Annotated in this window: 19 protein-coding genes; 5 read left to right on the top strand and 14 right to left on the bottom strand. The window is 35.7% G+C overall.

Annotated elements, in window-relative coordinates:
• The first annotated feature begins 79 nt into the window (after positions 1–79).
• Positions 80–2,482, top strand: coding sequence for a prolyl oligopeptidase family serine peptidase (locus AB1278_RS13640; RefSeq protein ID WP_429814976.1), 2,403 nt, complete (start codon positions 80–82; stop codon positions 2,480–2,482).
• A gap of 123 nt (positions 2,483–2,605) precedes the next feature.
• On the opposite strand, the gene AB1278_RS13635 is transcribed toward AB1278_RS13640, so the two are convergent.
• Positions 2,606–3,301 carry an HAD family hydrolase gene (locus tag AB1278_RS13635; protein WP_343643092.1) on the bottom strand — a complete coding sequence of 232 codons (696 nt, stop codon included), beginning with the start codon at positions 3,299–3,301 and terminating at the stop codon, positions 2,606–2,608.
• Positions 3,302–3,377: 76 nt separating this feature from the next.
• Here AB1278_RS13635 and AB1278_RS13630 point away from each other — a divergent pair, with 76 nt between their 5' ends.
• Both AB1278_RS13630 and AB1278_RS13625 read left to right on the top strand, forming a co-directional pair.
• Complete coding sequence (locus tag AB1278_RS13630; protein ID WP_429814973.1) at positions 3,378–3,941, top strand: Crp/Fnr family transcriptional regulator; 564 nt, start codon at positions 3,378–3,380, stop codon at positions 3,939–3,941.
• A gap of 345 nt (positions 3,942–4,286) precedes the next feature.
• Positions 4,287–4,790 (top strand): N-acetyltransferase family protein, encoded by a 504-nt coding sequence (locus AB1278_RS13625; RefSeq protein WP_429814970.1) that lies wholly within the window; start codon positions 4,287–4,289, stop codon positions 4,788–4,790.
• Positions 4,791–4,825: 35 nt separating this feature from the next.
• On the opposite strand, the gene AB1278_RS13620 is transcribed toward AB1278_RS13625, so the two are convergent.
• The 12 genes from AB1278_RS13620 to AB1278_RS13565 all read right to left on the bottom strand — a co-directional run bounded on the left by AB1278_RS13620 (position 4,826) and on the right by AB1278_RS13565 (position 16,442).
• Complete coding sequence (locus AB1278_RS13620) at positions 4,826–5,113, bottom strand: hypothetical protein (RefSeq protein WP_429814967.1); 288 nt, start codon at positions 5,111–5,113, stop codon at positions 4,826–4,828.
• On the bottom strand, positions 5,110–5,736 hold the full coding sequence (locus AB1278_RS13615) for a nucleotidyltransferase domain-containing protein (RefSeq protein WP_429814964.1): 627 nt from the start codon (positions 5,734–5,736) through the stop codon (positions 5,110–5,112). Before AB1278_RS13615 ends, AB1278_RS13620 begins: the two co-directional genes overlap by 4 nt.
• Positions 5,736–6,545, bottom strand: coding sequence for a pentapeptide repeat-containing protein (locus AB1278_RS13610; RefSeq protein ID WP_429814961.1), 810 nt, complete (start codon positions 6,543–6,545; stop codon positions 5,736–5,738). The genes AB1278_RS13615 and AB1278_RS13610 overlap by 1 nt, the downstream gene beginning before the upstream one ends.
• A gap of 77 nt (positions 6,546–6,622) precedes the next feature.
• Positions 6,623–7,984: an MATE family efflux transporter gene (locus tag AB1278_RS13605; protein ID WP_110008674.1), complete on the bottom strand. Its 1,362-nt coding sequence runs from the start codon at positions 7,982–7,984 to the stop codon at positions 6,623–6,625.
• Between the two features lie 99 nt (positions 7,985–8,083).
• A complete protein-coding gene (locus AB1278_RS13600; protein WP_110008675.1) occupies positions 8,084–9,268 on the bottom strand; it encodes a sigma-54-dependent transcriptional regulator in 1,185 nt (394 codons plus the stop codon).
• Between the two features lie 56 nt (positions 9,269–9,324).
• Complete coding sequence (locus tag AB1278_RS13595) at positions 9,325–9,984, bottom strand: YggS family pyridoxal phosphate-dependent enzyme (protein ID WP_429814958.1); 660 nt, start codon at positions 9,982–9,984, stop codon at positions 9,325–9,327.
• Between the two features lie 64 nt (positions 9,985–10,048).
• Positions 10,049–10,915 carry a polysaccharide deacetylase family protein gene (locus AB1278_RS13590; protein WP_411413285.1) on the bottom strand — a complete coding sequence of 289 codons (867 nt, stop codon included), beginning with the start codon at positions 10,913–10,915 and terminating at the stop codon, positions 10,049–10,051.
• A gap of 296 nt (positions 10,916–11,211) precedes the next feature.
• Complete coding sequence (locus AB1278_RS13585; RefSeq protein ID WP_429814955.1) at positions 11,212–11,940, bottom strand: DUF72 domain-containing protein; 729 nt, start codon at positions 11,938–11,940, stop codon at positions 11,212–11,214.
• Positions 11,941–11,944: 4 nt separating this feature from the next.
• On the bottom strand, positions 11,945–14,812 hold the full coding sequence (locus AB1278_RS13580) for a heavy metal translocating P-type ATPase (protein ID WP_429814952.1): 2,868 nt from the start codon (positions 14,810–14,812) through the stop codon (positions 11,945–11,947).
• A 166-nt stretch (positions 14,813–14,978) separates the two neighbouring features.
• Positions 14,979–15,539, bottom strand: a complete 561-nt coding sequence (locus AB1278_RS13575) for a helix-turn-helix domain-containing protein (protein WP_343643101.1) — start codon at positions 15,537–15,539, stop codon at positions 14,979–14,981.
• Positions 15,536–15,931, bottom strand: coding sequence for an acyl-CoA thioesterase (locus AB1278_RS13570; protein ID WP_137903989.1), 396 nt, complete (start codon positions 15,929–15,931; stop codon positions 15,536–15,538). Before AB1278_RS13570 ends, AB1278_RS13575 begins: the two co-directional genes overlap by 4 nt.
• 97 nt (positions 15,932–16,028) lie before the next feature.
• On the bottom strand, positions 16,029–16,442 hold the full coding sequence (locus tag AB1278_RS13565; RefSeq protein WP_330746191.1) for a DUF6157 family protein: 414 nt from the start codon (positions 16,440–16,442) through the stop codon (positions 16,029–16,031).
• Positions 16,443–16,788: 346 nt separating this feature from the next.
• Here AB1278_RS13565 and AB1278_RS13560 point away from each other — a divergent pair, with 346 nt between their 5' ends.
• Both AB1278_RS13560 and AB1278_RS13555 read left to right on the top strand, forming a co-directional pair.
• Positions 16,789–17,139, top strand: a complete 351-nt coding sequence (locus AB1278_RS13560; RefSeq protein ID WP_034696719.1) for an RNA recognition motif domain-containing protein — start codon at positions 16,789–16,791, stop codon at positions 17,137–17,139.
• Positions 17,140–17,225: 86 nt separating this feature from the next.
• On the top strand, positions 17,226–17,462 hold the full coding sequence (locus AB1278_RS13555) for a hypothetical protein (protein ID WP_330746192.1): 237 nt from the start codon (positions 17,226–17,228) through the stop codon (positions 17,460–17,462).
• Between the two features lie 62 nt (positions 17,463–17,524).
• Here AB1278_RS13555 and AB1278_RS13550 read toward each other — a convergent pair whose 3' ends face one another.
• On the bottom strand, positions 17,525–19,309 hold the full coding sequence (locus tag AB1278_RS13550) for a DUF4153 domain-containing protein (RefSeq protein ID WP_429814949.1): 1,785 nt from the start codon (positions 19,307–19,309) through the stop codon (positions 17,525–17,527).
• Positions 19,310–19,328: the final 19 nt, after the last annotated feature.

The following is a 19,328-nucleotide window of genomic DNA, read 5'->3' as shown; positions in this document are numbered from 1 at the left end:
TTATAATTGCAATGTGATAAGTGACTTTTTAATGTTAAATTCTTTTAAAATTCACTACATTCGTAGAAAATGAATATATATGAAGATAAAACTGACTATTTGCCTTCTGGCATTTCTCAATTTTTATGATGCACAGGAAAATATTACGTATCAAAAGCCTTCTGCTGAGATTTTAAAACTGGCAGATTATGACAGACCTCCAGGTGTTCTGATGAACAGCAAAAAAGACTGGGTAGTTTTTACCTATCGTCCAACATATAAAACATTAGAAGATCTCAGCCAGAGTGAAATGAAGCTTGGTGGACTTAGAATCAACCCGGTTACTAATATTTCAAGCAGCATGACCTACTCAAATAATCTGAAGATCAGAAAGATCAATGATAAAAATGAGATTCAGGTAAAAAATCTGCCTTCCAATCCAAAAATTGCCTATGTTTCATTTTCACCGGATGAAAAAAAACTGGCTTTTACCAATACAACCGCTAAAGGAGTGGAGCTTTGGGTAGTGGATATGGAAACTGCATCTGCTAAAAAAATTACAGCAGATAATCTGAATGCCAATCTGGGAATGCCTTATGTATGGTATAATGACTCTCAAAGCTTCCTGATCAGAACACTTCCGCAAAACAGAGCTGCTCTTATTGATGCCGCTAAAGATCTTCCTACAGGCCCGATTGTTTCAACAGCAGACGGTAAAGTGTCCCAGAACAGAACGTATCAGGATCTTTTGAAGAATCCTCAGGACGAAAAAAACTTTGAGACCCTTACAAATTCCGAACTTTACAACGTAGATCTTACAGGAAATCTTAAGAAACTGAAAGAGCAGGATATGTATGCCGGCTTAAGTTTTTCTCCGGACGGAAACTATCTGATGGCTACCATGATCAAGAAACCATTTTCCTATATCGTTCCGCTTAATAGGTTCCCATCCACAACGGTTGTCTACGATAGGAAAGGAAATATTGTGAAAACAGTAAATGATGTTCCTCTGAATGAAATCATGCCGAAAGGATTTTCTTCTGTAAGAACCGGAAAAAGAGATATGGCATGGAGAAGTGATGCTCCTGCTACACTTACCTATGCTGAAGCTTTGGATGGAGGAGACCAGTCTAAAAAAGCAGATTACAGAGATGAAATATTTACCTGGGAGGCTCCGTTTACAGCCGCTCCAAAATCCTTCTTTAAAACCAGACAGAGATATGAAGATGTAGTCTGGACCAATGATCATTATGCAATTGTTTCTGAAGGCTGGTATGACACACGAAATACAAAATCTTACCTGATAGATATTAACAACGGTGAATTCAAAGTTTTTGATGACAGAAATTATCAGGATGTATACAGCGATCCGGGAAGATTTAACACAACGAAAAACCAATACGGGAGATATGTAATCGATATGAAAGGTGGAAAAGCTTATCTGATCGGGGACGGATTTACCAAAGACGGCCAGCACCCATTTATTGATGAAATGGATGTTAAATCACTGAAAAAGAAAAGACTTTATACATCTAATATAAAAAACGGTAAAGAAGAAATCATTGATATCCTTAATGCCTCAAAGGGTGAAGTCCTTACAACTCAGCAATCACCAAGTCTTTATCCGAATTACTTCAGAAAGAATATTAAATCTAATAAAGCAGAAGCTGTAACGAATTTTGCGAATCCTTTTGAAAGTATCAAAGACGTTTACAAAGAAGTGATTACCTACAAGAGAAATGATGGTGTTACCTTAACAGGAACTCTTTATCTTCCGGCTAATTACGACAGAAAAGCAAAAAAAGAGAAGCTTCCGTTGCTAATCTGGGCTTATCCAACTGAATATAAAGATAAAAATACAGCAGGACAGAATACCCAAAACCCGAATGACTTTACATTCCCGTATTACGGATCTTTTGTGTATTGGACAACGAAAGGATATGCTGTTCTGGATGATGCCGCTTTCCCGATTATCGGTGAAGGAAAAACAGAACCTAATGATACCTTCATTACGCAATTGGTAGCCAATGCTGCTGCTGCTATCGATGCCGTGGATCATCTGGGATATATCGACAAAAAGAAAGTAGCTGTAGGAGGACATTCTTACGGTGCCTTCATGACCGCAAATCTTTTGACCCATTCTAATCTTTTTGCATGTGGAATTGCAAGAAGTGGTGCTTATAACAGAACATTAACACCATTCGGGTTCCAGAGTGAACAAAGAAACTATTGGGATGTTCCGGAAATCTATAATACGATGTCTCCGTTCATGCATGCAGACAAAATGAAGACACCGCTTCTTCTGATTCACGGTGATGCAGATAATAACCCGGGAACATTTACATTGCAGACGGAAAGATACTTCCAGGCATTGAAAAATCTGGGTGCTCCGGTAAAAATGGTTCTTCTTCCAAAAGAAGCACACGGATACCAGGCTAAAGAAAATATCTTACACCTTTTATGGGAACAGGATCAGTTCCTTGAAAAGTGTTTGAAGAAATAAATGACAAAAGAGACTGTTTGCTATAAACAGTCTCTTTTTTTACTTAAAATATAATGGTGAAGTAAAATTTCTTAAAGCGAAGCTCACCTTAATAATCTTACCTGCTTAATCAATCTTAACGGTTTAAATGGTAAGATGCTTCAGGATCTCGTCAATACTTGTAAGCTCCATAAAATTAGGATGCTCCAGAGTAACATCATGCTGTTCATGGCTCCATGTGACATGGTAAGGAATATGTGCTGCAAAACCTCCGATTTCCAGTACCGGTAAAATATCTGATTTGATGGAATTTCCAAGCATCAGAAAGTTTTCAGGCTGGCAATCCAGATGTTTCAGCAGTTTTTTATAGTCATTTTCTTTCTTGTCACTCATGATTTCAATGTGGTGAAAGTACTCCTGTAATCCTGAGTTTTTCAATTTACGTTCCTGATCCAGAAGATCTCCTTTCGTAGCAACAACCAGCCTGTATTTTCCTTTTAAACTTTCAAGGGTTTCTGTAACGCTATCCAGCAATTCAATAGGTTTCTGCAGAAGCTCCCGGCCTAGTTGAATAGCTTTATTAACCAGTTCTAATGAGGCTGTATTGTTGGATATTCTGGATATGGTTTCAACCATGCAAAGCATAAATCCTTTCACTCCATAGCCGTACAAATGAAGATTCTGCATTTCTGTTTTAAACAATTCCTGTGATACCGAGTGTTGAGGAAGATAATCTTCAAGAAGTACACAGAATTCTTTTTCTGCTTCCTGAAAATAAGGTTCGTTGATCCAAAGTGTATCATCCGCATCAAAAGCAATGGTTGTAATATGATTATTCATTTTTGTTTTGTAATTTTCTGTCCGCAAAATTCAGTATAAAAAATCAATAAGAAAAGGACATTTGTCCCGGGAGAATATGTTAAGGACGAATCAGACATTTTTAAACTATCTTGATGAACTGCATAAAAAGCAGAACAGGAGTGACGATATTATAGTAAAATCTTTTTCTGCGGGGGATAAAATACTGATGCAGGATCATCAGCTTTCTCATGTCATGATGATTAAAGAAGGGATTGTCAAATGCTTTCTAGCCGAAGAAAACGGAAAAGAATACATCGTTGAGTTTCTGGGAAGCGGTGAAATCATCGGGGAAGTAGAATTAATCAAAAATATAAACTGTCTGTGCAGTATTGAAGCTCTCAATGAAGTGACAGTGTATGCAGTAAAGATTCCGGTTTTTAAAGCTTTGATTAAAAATGACCTTACCCTGAACCATCTTCTTTTAGAATCTTTTGCAGAGCGAATTATCAATACTTCCAGCAGAGCATCTTATCAGCAGTTGTATACGGTAGAACATACTTTAAAACAATTGTTACAAATGCAGGCAAAGCAGAATATTCATATCTCCAAAGAAGATATGGCGGCTTATTTAGGAATTACAGTAAGAAGTTTAAATAGAATTTTAAAAGATTTGAAATAATTTTGTTGAATATGCTAATGGAATTACGGTAATTTTTCCCGCAGAATGAAGAGATTGCGTAGATTTTTCACTAGCAATTTTAATCAGCATAATCCTCAAGCAATAAAATGATCAGAATTTAATTTTATCGAAGATAAAATCGTTGCGCCTTAAAAATATTCTAGCTTTCAACCTTATTGCGCCTTTGCGTATTCCAAAAAAAACATTAAAACAGATGCGAGTGTTGGTGTTATTACAAGGGGGTTTTCTGTTTTAATATTAAAATTTGGATAAAATATATTAAATCTACAGGGGTGTTTTTAAAATTTTGTATTTTTGTATTAGAATTAGTTGAATCTAATATTCATGGAAAAATTAAAATTCAGAAATGCTGAGTTGGCAGATTTAAATAAAATCGTAGCTATATATAATTCAACAATTGCCTCAAGAATGGTGACTGCAGATATGGAAGAAGTTTCTGTGGAAAGCAAGCTAAAATGGTTTGAAGAGCATAATCCCCAGACAAGGCCGCTTTGGGTAGTTGAAGATGACCAGAATCAAACCGTTGGTTGGGTAAGTTTCAGTTCATTCCATGAAAGGGCAGCATATAACGGTACGGTAGAAGTAAGTATTTATCTGGACGAATCCTGCAGAGGAAAAGGATACGGAAAAACCATTCTTCAGTATTGTATTGATAACGCCGGAAAATTTGGAGTAAAAAACCTTGTAGCCCTTATTTTCCTTCATAATGAGCCAAGTTTGAAGTTATTCAGACACTTTGGGTTCGAAGATTGGGGAAGCCTTCCTAATGTAGCCATTCTGGATGGTGTGGAAAGAAGTCTGAAGATTTTAGGAAAGAGGATAGATTAAATATACCTGTTACTATGGCAATTTAAAAACCTCTCTTATAATTTACTATGTAAGTTATTTATTAATTCAGTAATATTTTTACTTAAAGATTTATATTCATCTGTAATTTGTTCTTGGCTTTTATTACCTAAAAAGAAAAGTTTTGTTGATATTAAATAAAGTTCTTTTAATAGTTCTGAATTTTCGGTTATATTATTTTCATTTTTCCATCTTTCAAGTGCCTTTGCGGATAATCCAACTAATGGAAAATTAAATTTTGTTTCTTTGTTAACTATACTTGTAACAGTTCTTTGAGCTGTAATTCTATTTAAAAAATCATTCATGATATTAAGTTTAGAATTTTGTTAAACCATTTTTCAATTTCAATAAATTCATTTGTTATTTCATTTAATTCATCTGTTGTTACTGTTTTACCAATACCTCTTGTAGCTAATAATCTTGCCTTTTTTAAATTATTATAAACATTGTTATTGATATTAAGTGAGTACGAATCTAAATTAATCGCTGAATCTCTAGTAAAATTGGCTTTTCCCACAAATCCTAAAGAAAAACATGCTGCGAAGTTTCTTATAGCTAAGAAGATCATTGATAAATCAAAATCTGTAGAATGTTGACTTTCAAGAATAGACTTTTGTGAGTCTTGATATAGTTTATAAAATTTATATAAATCTTTTTTTAAGTTTTTATAATTATTGGGTCTACCCAGGGATTTAATAAAAGAAACTTTATTATCCGTAAAAACACATTTTGACTCCAGATATAAATGCCATGCAAATGGGTTACCTTCTTTCCATAGGTCGCCTATTCTATCATATGTATATATCGAATATACTTCAGGAGATATATCTTTTAAATTCTCATTGTTATCTTTTATTATTAGCATATCTATATCAGAGAATTTATCAATTTCTCCTCTAACTACAGAACCAAATATATATATATCCATTATCTCCTGCTATATCTTTTTATTATTAATGATGTAAAAAGTGCAAATCCAATTAAACGAATTGATGCAAGCGAGGTAATATAAAAGTTACTATATTTACTTGGTTTGTTAACCCCCAAGAAATAAGTTGGTACTTCTATTAATGAATCAAAATAATTGTTTACTAGATTCCAATTTTTAAAAGCTATAGTATCATAGATAGTGGCAAGTATCCATAATAGGAATCCTAGTTTTATTAAATTTTTGGGTTTTTCACCATTTCCCCAAATTAAGTCCTGTAATTTGAACCATAACCATTCAATAAAAACTTTCAATCTTTCAATATCTTGATATTTATCTCTGTAATATCTTTCTGAGGAATACCAGCAGTCAAAAAGATGTTCTGACTTAGCCTTAAGCTCAACTTTTATTGCTTTATTAACAGCTTCTTGATCTCCAATACTTTGAAAATTAATCCTCAGCGTTCTAGCAAATTTTGCTCTCAGATTATTAAATTTTGAGAGGTTAGTATCTAATATGCTCGAATCAATATATGATTTTTCAAAAGTTGCGTAATCGAAATTACAATCTATAAATGTGCTATTATGAAAATTACAATTATTGAATTTGCAACCATTAAAATTACATGAATTGAAGGTAACATTTCTAAAATAACAGTTTTCAAAGTATGTGTGTGAAAAATTGACTTCAATAAAATTTCTATTTTTAGAACCAATCCTAATAAAATATTTATTATGATAATTGTCGTTTTTGGATAGGTCTGAATCTATAATTTGATCTTCGATTTTCTCTCTCTCACTAGTGGTCATAACGGTTATTGTTTTTCAAATATAAATAAAAAACGCAAAGCTTAAAAACTCTGCGTTAAATATTTACTATTTTGTTTTTATGAATTCTGCTTAATTCTTTTCGCAGACATATTCAGGAATCGTTTCACCAGGAAAACAGCAGAGACTGTTAATCCCAGTCCAAGTGCGATCCACATTCCGAATGCGCCCATTTCCAAAGTAACACAAAAGAAATATCCCAAAGGAATGGTAATCACCCAGTATGCAATAAAAGTATAAATAGAAGGAATTTTCACATCCTGCAAACCTCTGAGCATTCCTAATGCAGTCACCTGAATTCCATCAGAAAGCTGGAATAAAGCGGCGATGATCATTAATTTCGCAGCCAGTGTAATCACTTCCACTTCTTCTTTTTTGGTAAAGAAAGTCGGAAGTATATTTCTTCCTAAAATAAATACCAGTCCACAGATACACATGAAAATAAAGGCAATTTTCAGGTTGTTGATTCCTACTTTTCTCAGTTCCACAAAGTTCTGTTCACCCAGTTTTCTGCCAATCATTACGGTAGATGCAACACTGAAACCGACACACAGGTTGAAGGTAAATGAAGCCATACTTAAAGCGATCTGATGGGAAGCAATATCATGAGCAGAGATCAATCCACAGATAAACGCGGCTCCGGCAAAAGCGGTTACTTCAAAGAACATCTGTAACGCTGTAGGCAATCCCAGTTTTACCATTTTATCAAACATCTGTTTTGAAAAATTCTGAATTTTTAAAGAAAAATCTTTGATATAACGTCTTGTTCTTTTTTCTTTAAGTAATACAAAATAAAGGAAAACCACCATGAAAATTCTGGAAATCAAAGTTGCCAAAGCAGATCCTTTAACTCCCATTGGAGGAATTCCCCAAAGTCCTTTAATAAATACGTAGTTTAAGGCAATATTGATGATATTGGCAATAATAGTTGCTTTGGTAACTCCAATCGTATAAGAAAGTCCTTCAGAAACTTCCCGAAGGGTCTGAAATGCCATGAACGGAATCATACTCACTACCATTATGCTCAGGAAGCTTACCGTATCAGGAATGATCTTGGCAGGCTGTCCGGAATGATAGAGTAGCGGCATTCCCAACAATAAGATGACCATCAGGATAATCCCTACAGACATATTGATAATAAAACCGTGGCTGAAAACAGAGTTGATCGTAGCATGATCCTCTCTGGAATGTGCTTCCGAAACCAATGGTGGAATGGCAAATGAAAAGCCCAGGGCTAGCACAAATATGGAGAAAAACACAGCATTCCCCAATGAAACAGATGCCAGCGCATCGGCACCCAATAATTTTCCGACAATAATATTATCGAATAAGTTTACTGAAACTTGCCCCACCTGAGTAAGCATTACAGGCAGAGCCAAAGTCAGGCATTCTTTCGTATAATTTTTGTTTAAAAAGTTCATAATATTTTAAGATTCATATAGTTTATCATTCAAATAGGATCAAAAAAAAATTTGCAGTGTAACACTGCAAATTTTTATAATATGGTCAATAATAGCTTATTATTTCCTTACAAAACTTGCAACGTCACCTTCGGAAACAGTGTTTCCACCAAGAATAATCAATCTCTCGACAACATTCCTTAATTCTCTGATATTTCCAGTCCACGAAAGCGCTTTTAAAGCATCAATAGCTTTATCATCAAACTTTTTCGCAGCAGTACCATGCTCATCAGCAATCATTCCTGAAAAGTGCTCAACCAATAATTTGATATCTTCTTTTCTTTCATCTAATGGCGGAACATAGATTTCAATAACAGAAAGTCTGTGATAAAGGTCTTCTCTGAATTTTCCTTCCTCAATTTCTTTCTGCATATTTTTATTGGTTGCCGCAATTACTCTTACGTCAACTTTAATTTCTTTATCACTTCCCACAGGAGAAACTTTGCTTTCCTGAAGTGCTCTCAATACCTTAGCCTGAGCAATAAGACTCATATCTCCAATCTCATCAAGGAAAATAGTACCGCCATTGGCCTGTTCAAATTTTCCCTGCTTATCTTTAATAGCACCTGTAAAAGATCCTTTTACATGTCCGAAAAGTTCAGACTCAATAAGTTCAGACGGAATCGCAGCACAGTTTACCTCTACCATGGGACCTCTTGCACGCTCACTTTGATTGTGGATCGCATGAGCCACCAATTCCTTTCCTGCACCGTTAGGCCCGGTGATCAGAACTCTGGCATCAGAAGCGGCTACCTTTTCAATCATATCCTGAATCTTTTGAAGAGCAGGAGAGGTACCAATCATCTGGTATTTTTTACTTACTTTTTTCTTTAAGGTTTTATTTTCTGTCTGAAGGTTTTTGTTTTCTTTCTTCAGGGTTTCTTTTACCAATGCATTTTTCACACTTGTAATAAGTCTGTTGATGTCAATGGGCTTGGAAATAAAATCATATGCACCCTCTTTCAGGCAGGAAACAGCAGAATCGATGTCTGCGTGGCCTGAGATCATGATAAAAGTAGTTTCCGGTTTTAAGGCAAGACTTTGTTTCAAAAGCTCGGTTCCTGAAAGCTTAGGCATCTTGATATCAGAAATCACCAATGCGAAATCTTCTTTTTCTACCTGTTTGTAACCTTCAAGGCCATCTTCGGCAATAACAAATTCATAATCGGTGAGTTCATCCGAAAGAATACTGTGAAGTACTCCCGAGATTGCTTTTTCGTCTTCTACTATAAGGATTTTTTGCATAGTTGCAAATTTAAATTTTTTGTTTCAATTATTAGCAAAAACTGTACCTAAATATTCTATTTGGAGTAGTCTCTTCTCCCGAAAATAGCAGATCCGACCCTCACAGAGTTGGCTCCGCACTCGATTGCTATCGGGAAATCATCACTCATTCCCATTGATAAGGTATTTAATGCTTTTGATTGATTTAATTCATCAAAAAGCTTCTTTAGGGTTAAAAACTCATTTCTAACCTGCTGCTCATCATCGGTGAATGTGGCCATTCCCATGAGGCCGGTAATTTCAACATGCGGAAATTTACCCTCAATGTATTGTTGGAAAAGATCTTTTGCTTCAGAAACTTCAAGCCCGAACTTGCTATCCTCAGCTGCAATTTTTACCTGCAGAAGGACTTTGATGATTCTGTTATTTTTTTCTGCTTCTTTATTGATTTCTGTTAATAATCTTTCAGAATCCACACTTTGTATGGTATCTATGAAAGGAGCAATATACTTTACTTTGTTGGTCTGTAAGTGTCCGATCAGGTGCCATTGGATATCCTGAGGAAGGAGAGGAGCTTTTTCCATCAGTTCCTGAACCTTGTTTTCTCCAAAAACCTTCTGTCCGAGATCATAGACTTCCTGTACTGCAGAAACCGGATGGGTTTTAGAAACGGCAACCAGCTGCACAGTGGATGGCAGCTGGTTTTTTATAGTGTTGTAGTTCTCTTTAATACTCATAATACAAATGTCCGAAAATTCTCTGAATGTTCAAAGCTTAGTGATATCAGGTCTTCTGGGGTCATTAATTCAAAACCTCATTGATTTTAGGATATTGAGATATTTTTCTGAATACAAATTTGTTGCTCTTCTGCAATTTCTCAATAAACATATCCAGTTCATTGATAGAGTCTGCATCTCTAAGATACTGGTCGTGGGTAAGGAATACAAGGTGCCTCGATGTCTTCTCAAGATCGTTTAAGAAGATACTGTCTACTTTCTTGATCATGGCTTCATGACTTCCTTTTAAAGTCATTTTTTGAGAAGGTCTCCATTCAAGATCCCAGCCAATAACTTTATAGCCGGCTTTTTTAAGGCCGTCTGCAGCGGCTGTTGAGCTTTTAATATCTGTTACGTTAATATTGTTGAGTCTCCATATATTTCTTCCTGGAGTTCTTGCTATTTTATCAGTAAGCTTCAGGCTGTCTTTGGCGATATCAAAATCATGAACTACAGCGTCAGCATTTTTATAAAAATCAGTGTATTTGTTATGGGCGTGCGTGAAACTGTGATTGGCCAGTTCTATAAGGGGATTTTGCTTCAAAAGCTGAAAATCATCTTTTTGTCTTTTACTTCCATAAGCATGTTTACCAACCAGAAAGGCAGTTGCGCAAACGTTTCTTTTATCAAGGATTTTTAAAAGATTTTCGGTTCCCTGGTTGGGGCCGTCATCGAAAGTAAGATAAATCACTCTTTTATCAGGGGCTACTTCTTCTTCATTATTATCGGGGACTATTTCTGCGGAAGGATGTTCCTGTGAACTGACGACGGGGTCATTATTCACTTCGTTTTTGAAATTACAGCTGTTCAGTAATGCTGAAGTTGCACTCATCAATGCAACCATCCCAAGAAAAGTCATATTTTTTGACTTTCCCGCAAAAATTTTTCTCATAAAAATAATGGAATTTTAAATTGTTAAAAATCGTTAAAAATAACAGTTGAAAATTAACAAATTATATGCCAAGCTGTGCAGTGTTTTTTCTTTTTAAGTTTATTTTAAGAACTTTATTTTAAGGGAGATTTCCATTACCTGACAAGTTGTAAATTTATGATTTTCTTTTCTTTAAAATTTAACATTTATAAATATGAAAACGATAGTGTTTTTCTATGTTTGTTAAGATTTCAATATTCTTCAATTGACGGGGAATTATTTTATTTTAACAAAATCAAATCATTAGAGTCAGTTCATTATTTTAGAATGCTTTTTAAATACAGCGAATTTTTAATAGCTGCCGTTCCCCAGGTATTATTAAAGAAAATGAAAGAGGTTTGAGAGGTATTTTTAATCTTTTCAGCTAATGCATCTATGAAATCTTTACTATATTCTGATTTGTAAAGAACTGGTTTTCCATGAAGTCTGTAATAGAGTATTTCCGGATGATTAATAATAAAGTCTTCAGGAAGATGGCCTGGAAAACTTACGCCTGAGAAGACAATATCATGTTGTTTTAAAAGACCGAATATCTCTTTTTGCCACCATGAGCTGTGCCGGAATTCAATGACGTTCAGAAATCTGGAATCGATATTGTTGATAATCCGTTCTGTATTCTCTGCAGTATTTTTAAAGGAAGGAGGAAGCTGATACAGAAATCCGGAAAGTTTATCTTTCAGACTGTCCTGAATGTGCTCACAGAATACAGCAATCTCGTCCTTGGAATTTTCAAGCCGGTTTTGGTGCGTAATTACCTTTGGAATTTTAATGAAAAATCTGAATCCCTCGGGTGTTTCATCATGCCACTTCAACAGTGTTTTTGAGGTTGGCTTCCTGTAAAAAGTAGAATTGATTTCTACGGCATTGAACGTTTTTGAGTATAAAGAAAGAAAATCTTTACTTGGGGCATTTTCAGGATATAAAGACCCTTTCCAGTCATTATTATAAAATCCCGAACACCCTATGTAAAGATTTTCTTTTGTCATGTTATTATTTTATATCCAGATCCACGGAGTTTAATCTCAATGAATTCAGTATCACAGACAGGGAACTGAAGCTCATCGCAGCAGCTGCAATCATTGGTGATAAGAGAATTCCAAAGAATGGATACAATAATCCTGCCGCAACCGGAACGCCCAGTACATTATAGATGAATGCGAAGAACAGATTTTCCTTAATGTTTTTGAGAAGCTTTTCACTCAGTAATTTAGCTTTTGCAACACCTAAGATATCACCTTTTAATAAAGTGATTTCAGCACTTTCAATGGCAACATCAGTTCCTGTTCCCATGGCAATGCCCACATCGGATTGGGCAAGGGCAGGAGAGTCGTTGATTCCGTCTCCCGTCATCGCTACAATTTTGCCCTGCTGCTGTAGTTTTTTTACCTCATTCAGTTTGTCTTCAGGAAGACAGTTGGCTTTGAAATGTTTGATTCCTAACTCATCAGCAACAGCTTTGGCAGTATGTTCGTTGTCTCCGGTCATCATGATGACGTCTATACCTTCGCTCATCAGCTGTTTTACGGCTTTTTTAGAGCTTTCTTTAATTTTATCTGTAAAGCTTACAAATCCCAGCACCTGCTGTTCCTTTGCGATATAAGAAATAGTATGAGCTTTAGACTGAACTTCTACTGCTTTCTGTTTTAAGCTCTCCGGAATCATAATCTGATGCGAGGTCAATAGACTTTCATTTCCAAGATAAGCGGTCTTACCGTTGATATTTCCTTTGACTCCTTTTCCGGATATGTTTTCAAACTGATCTACTTTTTCAGCACTTATATTCCCTTTTTTTGCTCTTTTTATGACGGCATTGGAAAGCGGGTGTTCAGAATTCTGGTTCAGAGAAAAAGCCAGTTTTAAAATGTGATTCGGATCTCCGTTTACCGTTTCAATATGTTCTACTGAAGGTTTTCCCTCTGTTAAAGTTCCTGTTTTATCGGTAATCAGAACATTTACTTTATTCATCTGTTCAAGAGCTTCTGCATTTTTGATCAGAATTCCATTTTTAGCACCTTTTCCGATTCCAACCATTAAAGACATTGGAGTTGCCAGCCCAAGGGCACAGGGACAAGCCACAATAAGAACTGCAACAGCATTCACAAAAGCAAATAAGGTTCTTTTCCCTTCCGGACCGAAAAACTGCCACAGAATAAAAGTAAGCACAGCAATAAGAATGACTACAGGAACAAATACTTTAGAAACTTTATCGGTAAGCTTCTGGATAGGAGCTTTGCTGCGGCTGGCTTCATTCACCATTTTAATGATCTGGGAAAGCAGTGTTTCATCACCTACTTTTTCTGCCTTCATAATGAATACCTGGTTACCGTTGATGGTTCCGGAAGATACTTTATCGTCTACACTTTTTTCAACGGGAACGGGTTCTCCGGTAATCATGCTTTCATCTACGATAGAATTTCCCTCAATGATTTTTCCGTCTACGGGAATTTTTTCACCCGGTTTTACTTTTAATAAATCTCCTATTTTTACCTGGGAAAGCAGTACTTTTTTTTCTTCACCGTTTATCATAATATTGGCTTCATCAGGTGAAAGGTTCATTAATTCTTTAATGGCATTTCCTGTTTTTTTATGAGCTGCTGCTTCCATCAGCTGACCTAAAATAACAAGGGTTAAAATCACACAGACAGCCTCAAAATACAATGGAATTTCATGATTGTGTCCACGAATTTCATGTGGAATAATATCCGGGAAGAATAAGGCCACAATACTGAAAATAAATGCTGCGGCTACTCCAAGAGCAATAAGACTGAACATATTGAGATTCCATGTTTTGAAGGAAACCCAGCCTCTTTTCAACAGAAACCATCCTGAATAAAACATGACCGGAAGCGTTAAAGCAAGCTCAATAAATCCCTGAACCTGATGAGAAAAAGGGAAATTGATCAGCATTCCTCCCATAGAAAGAATGAAAACCGGAATCGTAAATATCAGTGAGGTAATGAATTTTCTCTTTAATATGGTATAGGTTTCATCTTCCTCGTTATCACCGCTGTCTGGCATTCTCACGAGATCCATTCCACAGATCGGGCAGTCTCCCGGTTCGTTACGGATGATTTCCGGATGCATAGGACAGGTGTATTTTGCAGTTTTCTTTTCAGGATATTTTACAAGGTCCATTCCGCAGACAGGACACCCTACATTGGAATCGTAGGTTTTGTCACCTTCACAGTACATCGGACAGTAATATCTGCCGGCCATTTCATCGGTCACTTTTGGCGCTTCGTGATGATGGCTGTGATGGTGATCGTGATGGTTGTGAGCATGGGAATGAGCGTGATGCTGATGAGGGCTTACATTTTGTACAAGTTCTTCAGTGATGGGCTCCAAATCCATATGACAAACAGGGCAGCTACCTTTTTCATCATATACTTTATCCCCTTCGCAAAACATCGGGCAATAGTATTTTCCTATGCTGTCTTTAAAGTTTTCAGGAAGGTTGGTTGATGAATAGGTTGGTTTATGATTAGGATCCTTAGCCAGCTTTTCTTCAATAGGAACCAGATACATTTTACAGACAGGACATCTTTCGCCCTGTTTGAAATATACCTTATCTCCTTCGCATTCCATCGGACAATAGTATACAGAAGACGGCGATACACGGTCCTGAGGTTTTATAAAAGTTTTCTCAGGATTATCAGGATCTTCAAGTCTGTATTTTCCTATCTCTGCCAAAGCATCATTCAAAACTGAAAGTTTCACTCCATGATCAGAAGTGATGGTGGCGGTATGGGTTTCCAGATTTACATCGGCAGTGACGCCCTCAACATTGTTCAGTTGGTTGGATATCTTTTTCTGGCAGCCGGAACAGGTCATTCCGAGTATTTTATACTGTTGTTCCATGATTCTTAAATTTATACTACAAATTTCCAAAATGGAAACCTAAGGTTGTTATAAATTTAAGGATAATAGTTATAAAATTAGGTGGAGTGGGAGAGTTTGAGAGTTTGTAAGTGTAATAGGGATATTTAACTCCTTCACTTATTAAACACTCAAACACTCAAATGTATTAAAGATTATCAAGCGCTTTGCGATGGTGCTCTTTAAGTTTTTTAAACTCTGTCGGAGTAAATCCGGTTATATTGCGGAATTGGGAAGAAAGATGCTGAACGCTTTTGTAGCCAAGCTTTCCTGCGATTTCGGTAAGATTGAATTCATTATACAAAAGAAGTTCCTTTACCTTTTCAATTTTCTGAAGAATGAAGAACTGCTCTAATGTGATATTTTCGTTTTGTGAAAATGTTTTTGAAAGAGCGCTGTAATCTTTATGAAATTTTGAACTTAAAAATTCTGAAAGCAGAAAATCTTCTGAGATATCAAGATTACTTATTTTTACAATAATCAGGTTTTTGATTTTTTCTACGGTCTGATGTGCAGAATCCATGATCCTTTCAAAACCTGTATCGAGCAATTCCTTTTCTATCCTCTGCATTTTTTCAGGTGAAATTTCATTCTCTGTTTCTACTTCACCTAATAAGATATTGCTTATCCTTACATCTGCATTGCGGAAAATATTTTCTACTGCCGCAATACATCTGTTGCAGACCATATTCTTTATGAATATTTTCATAAGCTTTTGTTTAACCTGTCTTTTACGAATTCAATCTGGGTTTTACCATGAGGAGCCGGATTGCCTTCCGCATCAAGGTTGACCATAACAATTCTTTCTACAGTAATAATCGTCTGATGCGTCATTTTGTTTCTTACATCACATCTTAAAGTAATGGAAGAAGAACCGAAATGAGTAGCTTCAATTCCTATTTCTATAATATCTCCCTGTTTGGCGGAGCTCACGAAGTTGATTTCAGAGATAAATTTGGTTACTACTTTTGTGTTTTCCAATTGGATAATAGCATACAATGCCGCTTCTTCGTCAATCCACTGAAGAAGTCTTCCTCCGAAAAGTGAATGGTTGGGATTTAAATCTTCGGGCTTCACCCATTTTCTGGTATGGTAGTTCATATCTTTTAATAATTTGAAGTACAAATTTAGTGTTAAAAGCTGATCTTTTCAAAAGAATAGTATTTATTGAACTGAAAAGAATCATTCATGTTCTCAATCATTTTCTTTTGGAGCGCATGGCTTTTGTTTTTGCTATGGAAGGTTCATTCAGCAATGTTTGATATTCTTCACTCTCCACAGGAATCAGGGCAACTTTTCCTTCGGAATTGTGATGAAACCCGAATCCGTATTTTTTTGCAAGAGGAGAGCAGCGGAGGCAGGGCTGGCCTTTGGAAAAGAATTTTTCTCTTTCACTTTGTTTTTCGCTTTCTGATAGATCATTTTTAATTGCATAACATTCAAAAATAAGATCATCGGACGAGTATTGATAAGGCTGTTTTATCAGCTTCTCATATTGAAGGTTGGCGAGTGTCTTTGTTTTCTTTTCCGGAGGAATCTGTGCCTGGGAAACCGGACAGTCTTCAGCAATTTCAATAAGAGTATCTGTGTAATTGGTGGTATGCTGTTTCATATGTTGATGATTTGATGTTTTTTCGAATTTAAAATGAAAATAAGTGCGTCAATATAAATGCAGGATTAAGTTGGATAAAGGTTGTTTTTTACGTCAAATGTTAAATAAATTAACTAAATGATAATGTGGTGTTTAATTATTTGATTTTCAGTTATTTAAATTGTTTTCATGTCCTTTTTGATCGCTTGTACTCAACATAATGTGAGAAATATGTAAAAAAAGCTTTGATTTGAAATTTTTAATTGTATCTTGCATACGTTTATATTTGGAATCAATATTTGTTCATTAATTTATGTTGTTTTTCTTTTATATACCAAATTTTTATTAATTTTTTAATTTATTTAAAATGAACATTTTTGTTTCAAACATCAATTACGCAACTAAAGAGTATGAGTTGCACGATCTATTCGCAGAATTTGGAGATGTATCATCAGCTAAAATCGTTACAGACAGAGAAACTGGTCGTTCCAGAGGTTTCGGTTTCGTAGAGATGGGTGATGAAGAAGGAAAGCAAGCTATTGAAGCTCTTAACCAAAAAGAATTCAACGGAAAAACTCTAAACGTATCTGAAGCTAAACCAAGAGAAGAAAAACCAAGAAGAAGCTTCGATAACAACAGAGGTGGAGGTTATGGTAACAACAACAATAGAGGCGGAGGCTATGGTAACAACCGTGGCGGAGGCGGAAATCGTTGGTAAAAATATGAAGCGGCTTTTAAGCCGCTTTTTTTATGGAAATTTAATTTCCAGTAAATCATTTAATTATAATTTTGTGGTGAGATGTTGTGGTATTTTATAACAAATCCGGTGTTCCTGTATGGGAAGCAAAGACAACCAGCAGAGGAGTAAGAGCAATTTTCCAGGAAGATGGTAATCTGGTAGTATATACACGTGGAAATGGCGTTGCCTTCAGTTCAAATACAGATGGCAAAGGAGCAAACAAGTTATCCGTTCAGGATGACGGAAATCTTGTGATCTACGGAAGAAACTCTCCGCTTTGGAGTTCCGGAACGAACAGATAAATTATACAACTCAGATAAATAAAAGAGACTATCCAGAAGGTAGTCTCTTTTTTATTGGAACGCTATTTTAATTTTATAAGAATGTAAACGTTTTCGTAATAAATATCGGCAGTGTCATTTTCAGAGTATTTTTCTTTTGTGATCTCATTGAAAATAAGTTTAACGTGATACTTGCCTAAGTCAGATTCCATCGCAATTTCAGGAAGTTTTACGTTTCCTGTTTTGTTTTTATTTTCCTCAAATAGTTTAATGATCTGTGGTCCGAAATCTACTTCTTCCTGATCATTTAAATTTAGTTTTAATGAGGATTTTTCTGTCAGTTGGTCTGTAAGCTCAAACTGGTCATTATTCAGTTGTTGTGGATCTCTGCTATAACGATGGAAAGAGATTAAATATTGATAATTCCCGATTTCTACAGCCTGTTCTTTACGAATAAGAACGAGTCTGTTCATTTCATACGCCCTGTTTTTTACAGTGACATTCACATCTGAAAATTTATTCTGAATGCTGTAATTGATGCTGTAAAAGGAACCTTTTTTAATATTCTCCGATAATTCAGCCTGATCTTTTTCATTCAGTAAACCCGATAGGAATGCCCCTTGTTTTCTTTCAGCCAGAAATTCAAATTTATTGGCAATTTCAGTACGGATCGTATCTGTAACTTTTTTCTGGAAATTAATCTTGCCGGCACTGATCAGCTGATGCTGGTTTAAGATATTCATTAATTCCGTTTTCTGACTTCTTTTAGCCACGCTAAAAGCATTAAGGTAAGGGAAAATCAATGCAAAAACACCAAATAAAAATAAGCTGACAGGAATGAATTTTATGGTGGCTTTTTTGTTGAAAATAAAGTAGACAACTATGCTTGACAGCCATAAAGCAAGCAGGAGAACAAAGTACCTTGGTTCTGTATAGCCATATTCTAAAATTCTGGTGAAAATTGCAGTGAAAAGCAGAGCAATCAAAGGTAGTATTGTATAATAGAATACTTTTGAGAATATCCTGACCCAGGATTTTGCGTTTTCTTGTTTCAGAGGATGTACAAGAAGTAATGCAAGGATACCCACAATGCTGTACGCTAAAACAAGATAAGAAACCCAGCCTCTCGGAAGCTGCCAGTTGATGACTATTTTAACAGAATAGAAATAAAGGATCGTTACATAGATCAGGAGTAAAGGAATTAAAATAAACTGAGTGAAAAACTTCAGAACGACGGGATAGGTACCATCTTTTTCAAGGTTGTTTAAGCCTTTATCATTAAATAAAAGGAAAATAAAACTGCTCCCGAAAATAGCGAGAACAAAGAAAGTATCTCTGTAAATTCTGTCATGAAAGTTAAAATCAAAAAGTTTATCAATGGCCAGAATTGCCAATTCAACGCCACCAGTCAAAACTCCTGTAAATACGGCAGTAAGAAAGATATTGATAAAAAGATTTTTGTTGTACTGCCAGAACCTGAGCTCTCTGTCTCTCTCCAGAAACGGAATAAATGATACGAGTAAATGGGAAAGAAGAGCGGTAACAGCAATAAGATAAGCATGCACTTCTGTAAAACTTTCCTTTCTGTCAGGGAGAATACAATAAAAACCGATGAGAAAGATAACGCCGGATACGTGCAATAATAATTCTTTTCCGATTCTTTGTGACAGCATTTTTAATGCAAACATCAGGGAAATTCCCAAACAGGCACAAATGGTAAATTTGATATAAGAAGTGATTTCAAAGCGATCTGTTTCCGCAATACATATGGCACCGGCAGAAGCTAATAAAGCCATTACCAAAACCATCGGATATCGGAAAATGGCTTCATTGGCCCGGCTTAGAGTTTCCTGGAATTTTGTTTTCATGATTTGGTGTTTTTTAATT

Source organism: Chryseobacterium sp. NRRL B-14798 (assembly GCF_050470705.1).
Lineage (GTDB): Bacteria > Bacteroidota > Bacteroidia > Flavobacteriales > Weeksellaceae > Chryseobacterium > Chryseobacterium cupriresistens.
The sequence above is the reverse complement of the archived record's forward strand: the minus strand, read 5'-3'. Positions and strand labels throughout refer to the sequence as shown.

Coding starts and splice junctions, on each gene's coding strand:
- AB1278_RS13600 (WP_110008675.1), bottom strand. CDS start 9,268: ATGCAAAAAATCCTTATAGTAGAAGACGAAAAAGCAATCTCGGGAGTA.
- AB1278_RS13550 (WP_429814949.1), bottom strand. CDS start 19,309: ATGAAAACAAAATTCCAGGAAACTCTAAGCCGGGCCAATGAAGCCATT.
- AB1278_RS13630 (WP_429814973.1), top strand. CDS start 3,378: ATGTTAAGGACGAATCAGACATTTTTAAACTATCTTGATGAACTGCAT.
- AB1278_RS13635 (WP_343643092.1), bottom strand. CDS start 3,301: ATGAATAATCATATTACAACCATTGCTTTTGATGCGGATGATACACTT.
- AB1278_RS13585 (WP_429814955.1), bottom strand. CDS start 11,940: ATGACAAAAGAAAATCTTTACATAGGGTGTTCGGGATTTTATAATAAT.
- AB1278_RS13595 (WP_429814958.1), bottom strand. CDS start 9,984: ATGAGTATTAAAGAGAACTACAACACTATAAAAAACCAGCTGCCATCC.
- AB1278_RS13575 (WP_343643101.1), bottom strand. CDS start 15,539: ATGAAAATATTCATAAAGAATATGGTCTGCAACAGATGTATTGCGGCA.
- AB1278_RS13620 (WP_429814967.1), bottom strand. CDS start 5,113: ATGAATGATTTTTTAAATAGAATTACAGCTCAAAGAACTGTTACAAGT.
- AB1278_RS13610 (WP_429814961.1), bottom strand. CDS start 6,545: ATGACCACTAGTGAGAGAGAGAAAATCGAAGATCAAATTATAGATTCA.
- AB1278_RS13570 (WP_137903989.1), bottom strand. CDS start 15,931: ATGAACTACCATACCAGAAAATGGGTGAAGCCCGAAGATTTAAATCCC.
- AB1278_RS13580 (WP_429814952.1), bottom strand. CDS start 14,812: ATGGAACAACAGTATAAAATACTCGGAATGACCTGTTCCGGCTGCCAG.
- AB1278_RS13625 (WP_429814970.1), top strand. CDS start 4,287: ATGGAAAAATTAAAATTCAGAAATGCTGAGTTGGCAGATTTAAATAAA.
- AB1278_RS13605 (WP_110008674.1), bottom strand. CDS start 7,984: ATGAACTTTTTAAACAAAAATTATACGAAAGAATGCCTGACTTTGGCT.
- AB1278_RS13565 (WP_330746191.1), bottom strand. CDS start 16,442: ATGAAACAGCATACCACCAATTACACAGATACTCTTATTGAAATTGCT.
- AB1278_RS13560 (WP_034696719.1), top strand. CDS start 16,789: ATGAACATTTTTGTTTCAAACATCAATTACGCAACTAAAGAGTATGAG.
- AB1278_RS13640 (WP_429814976.1), top strand. CDS start 80: ATGAAGATAAAACTGACTATTTGCCTTCTGGCATTTCTCAATTTTTAT.
- AB1278_RS13590 (WP_411413285.1), bottom strand. CDS start 10,915: ATGAGAAAAATTTTTGCGGGAAAGTCAAAAAATATGACTTTTCTTGGG.
- AB1278_RS13615 (WP_429814964.1), bottom strand. CDS start 5,736: ATGGATATATATATATTTGGTTCTGTAGTTAGAGGAGAAATTGATAAA.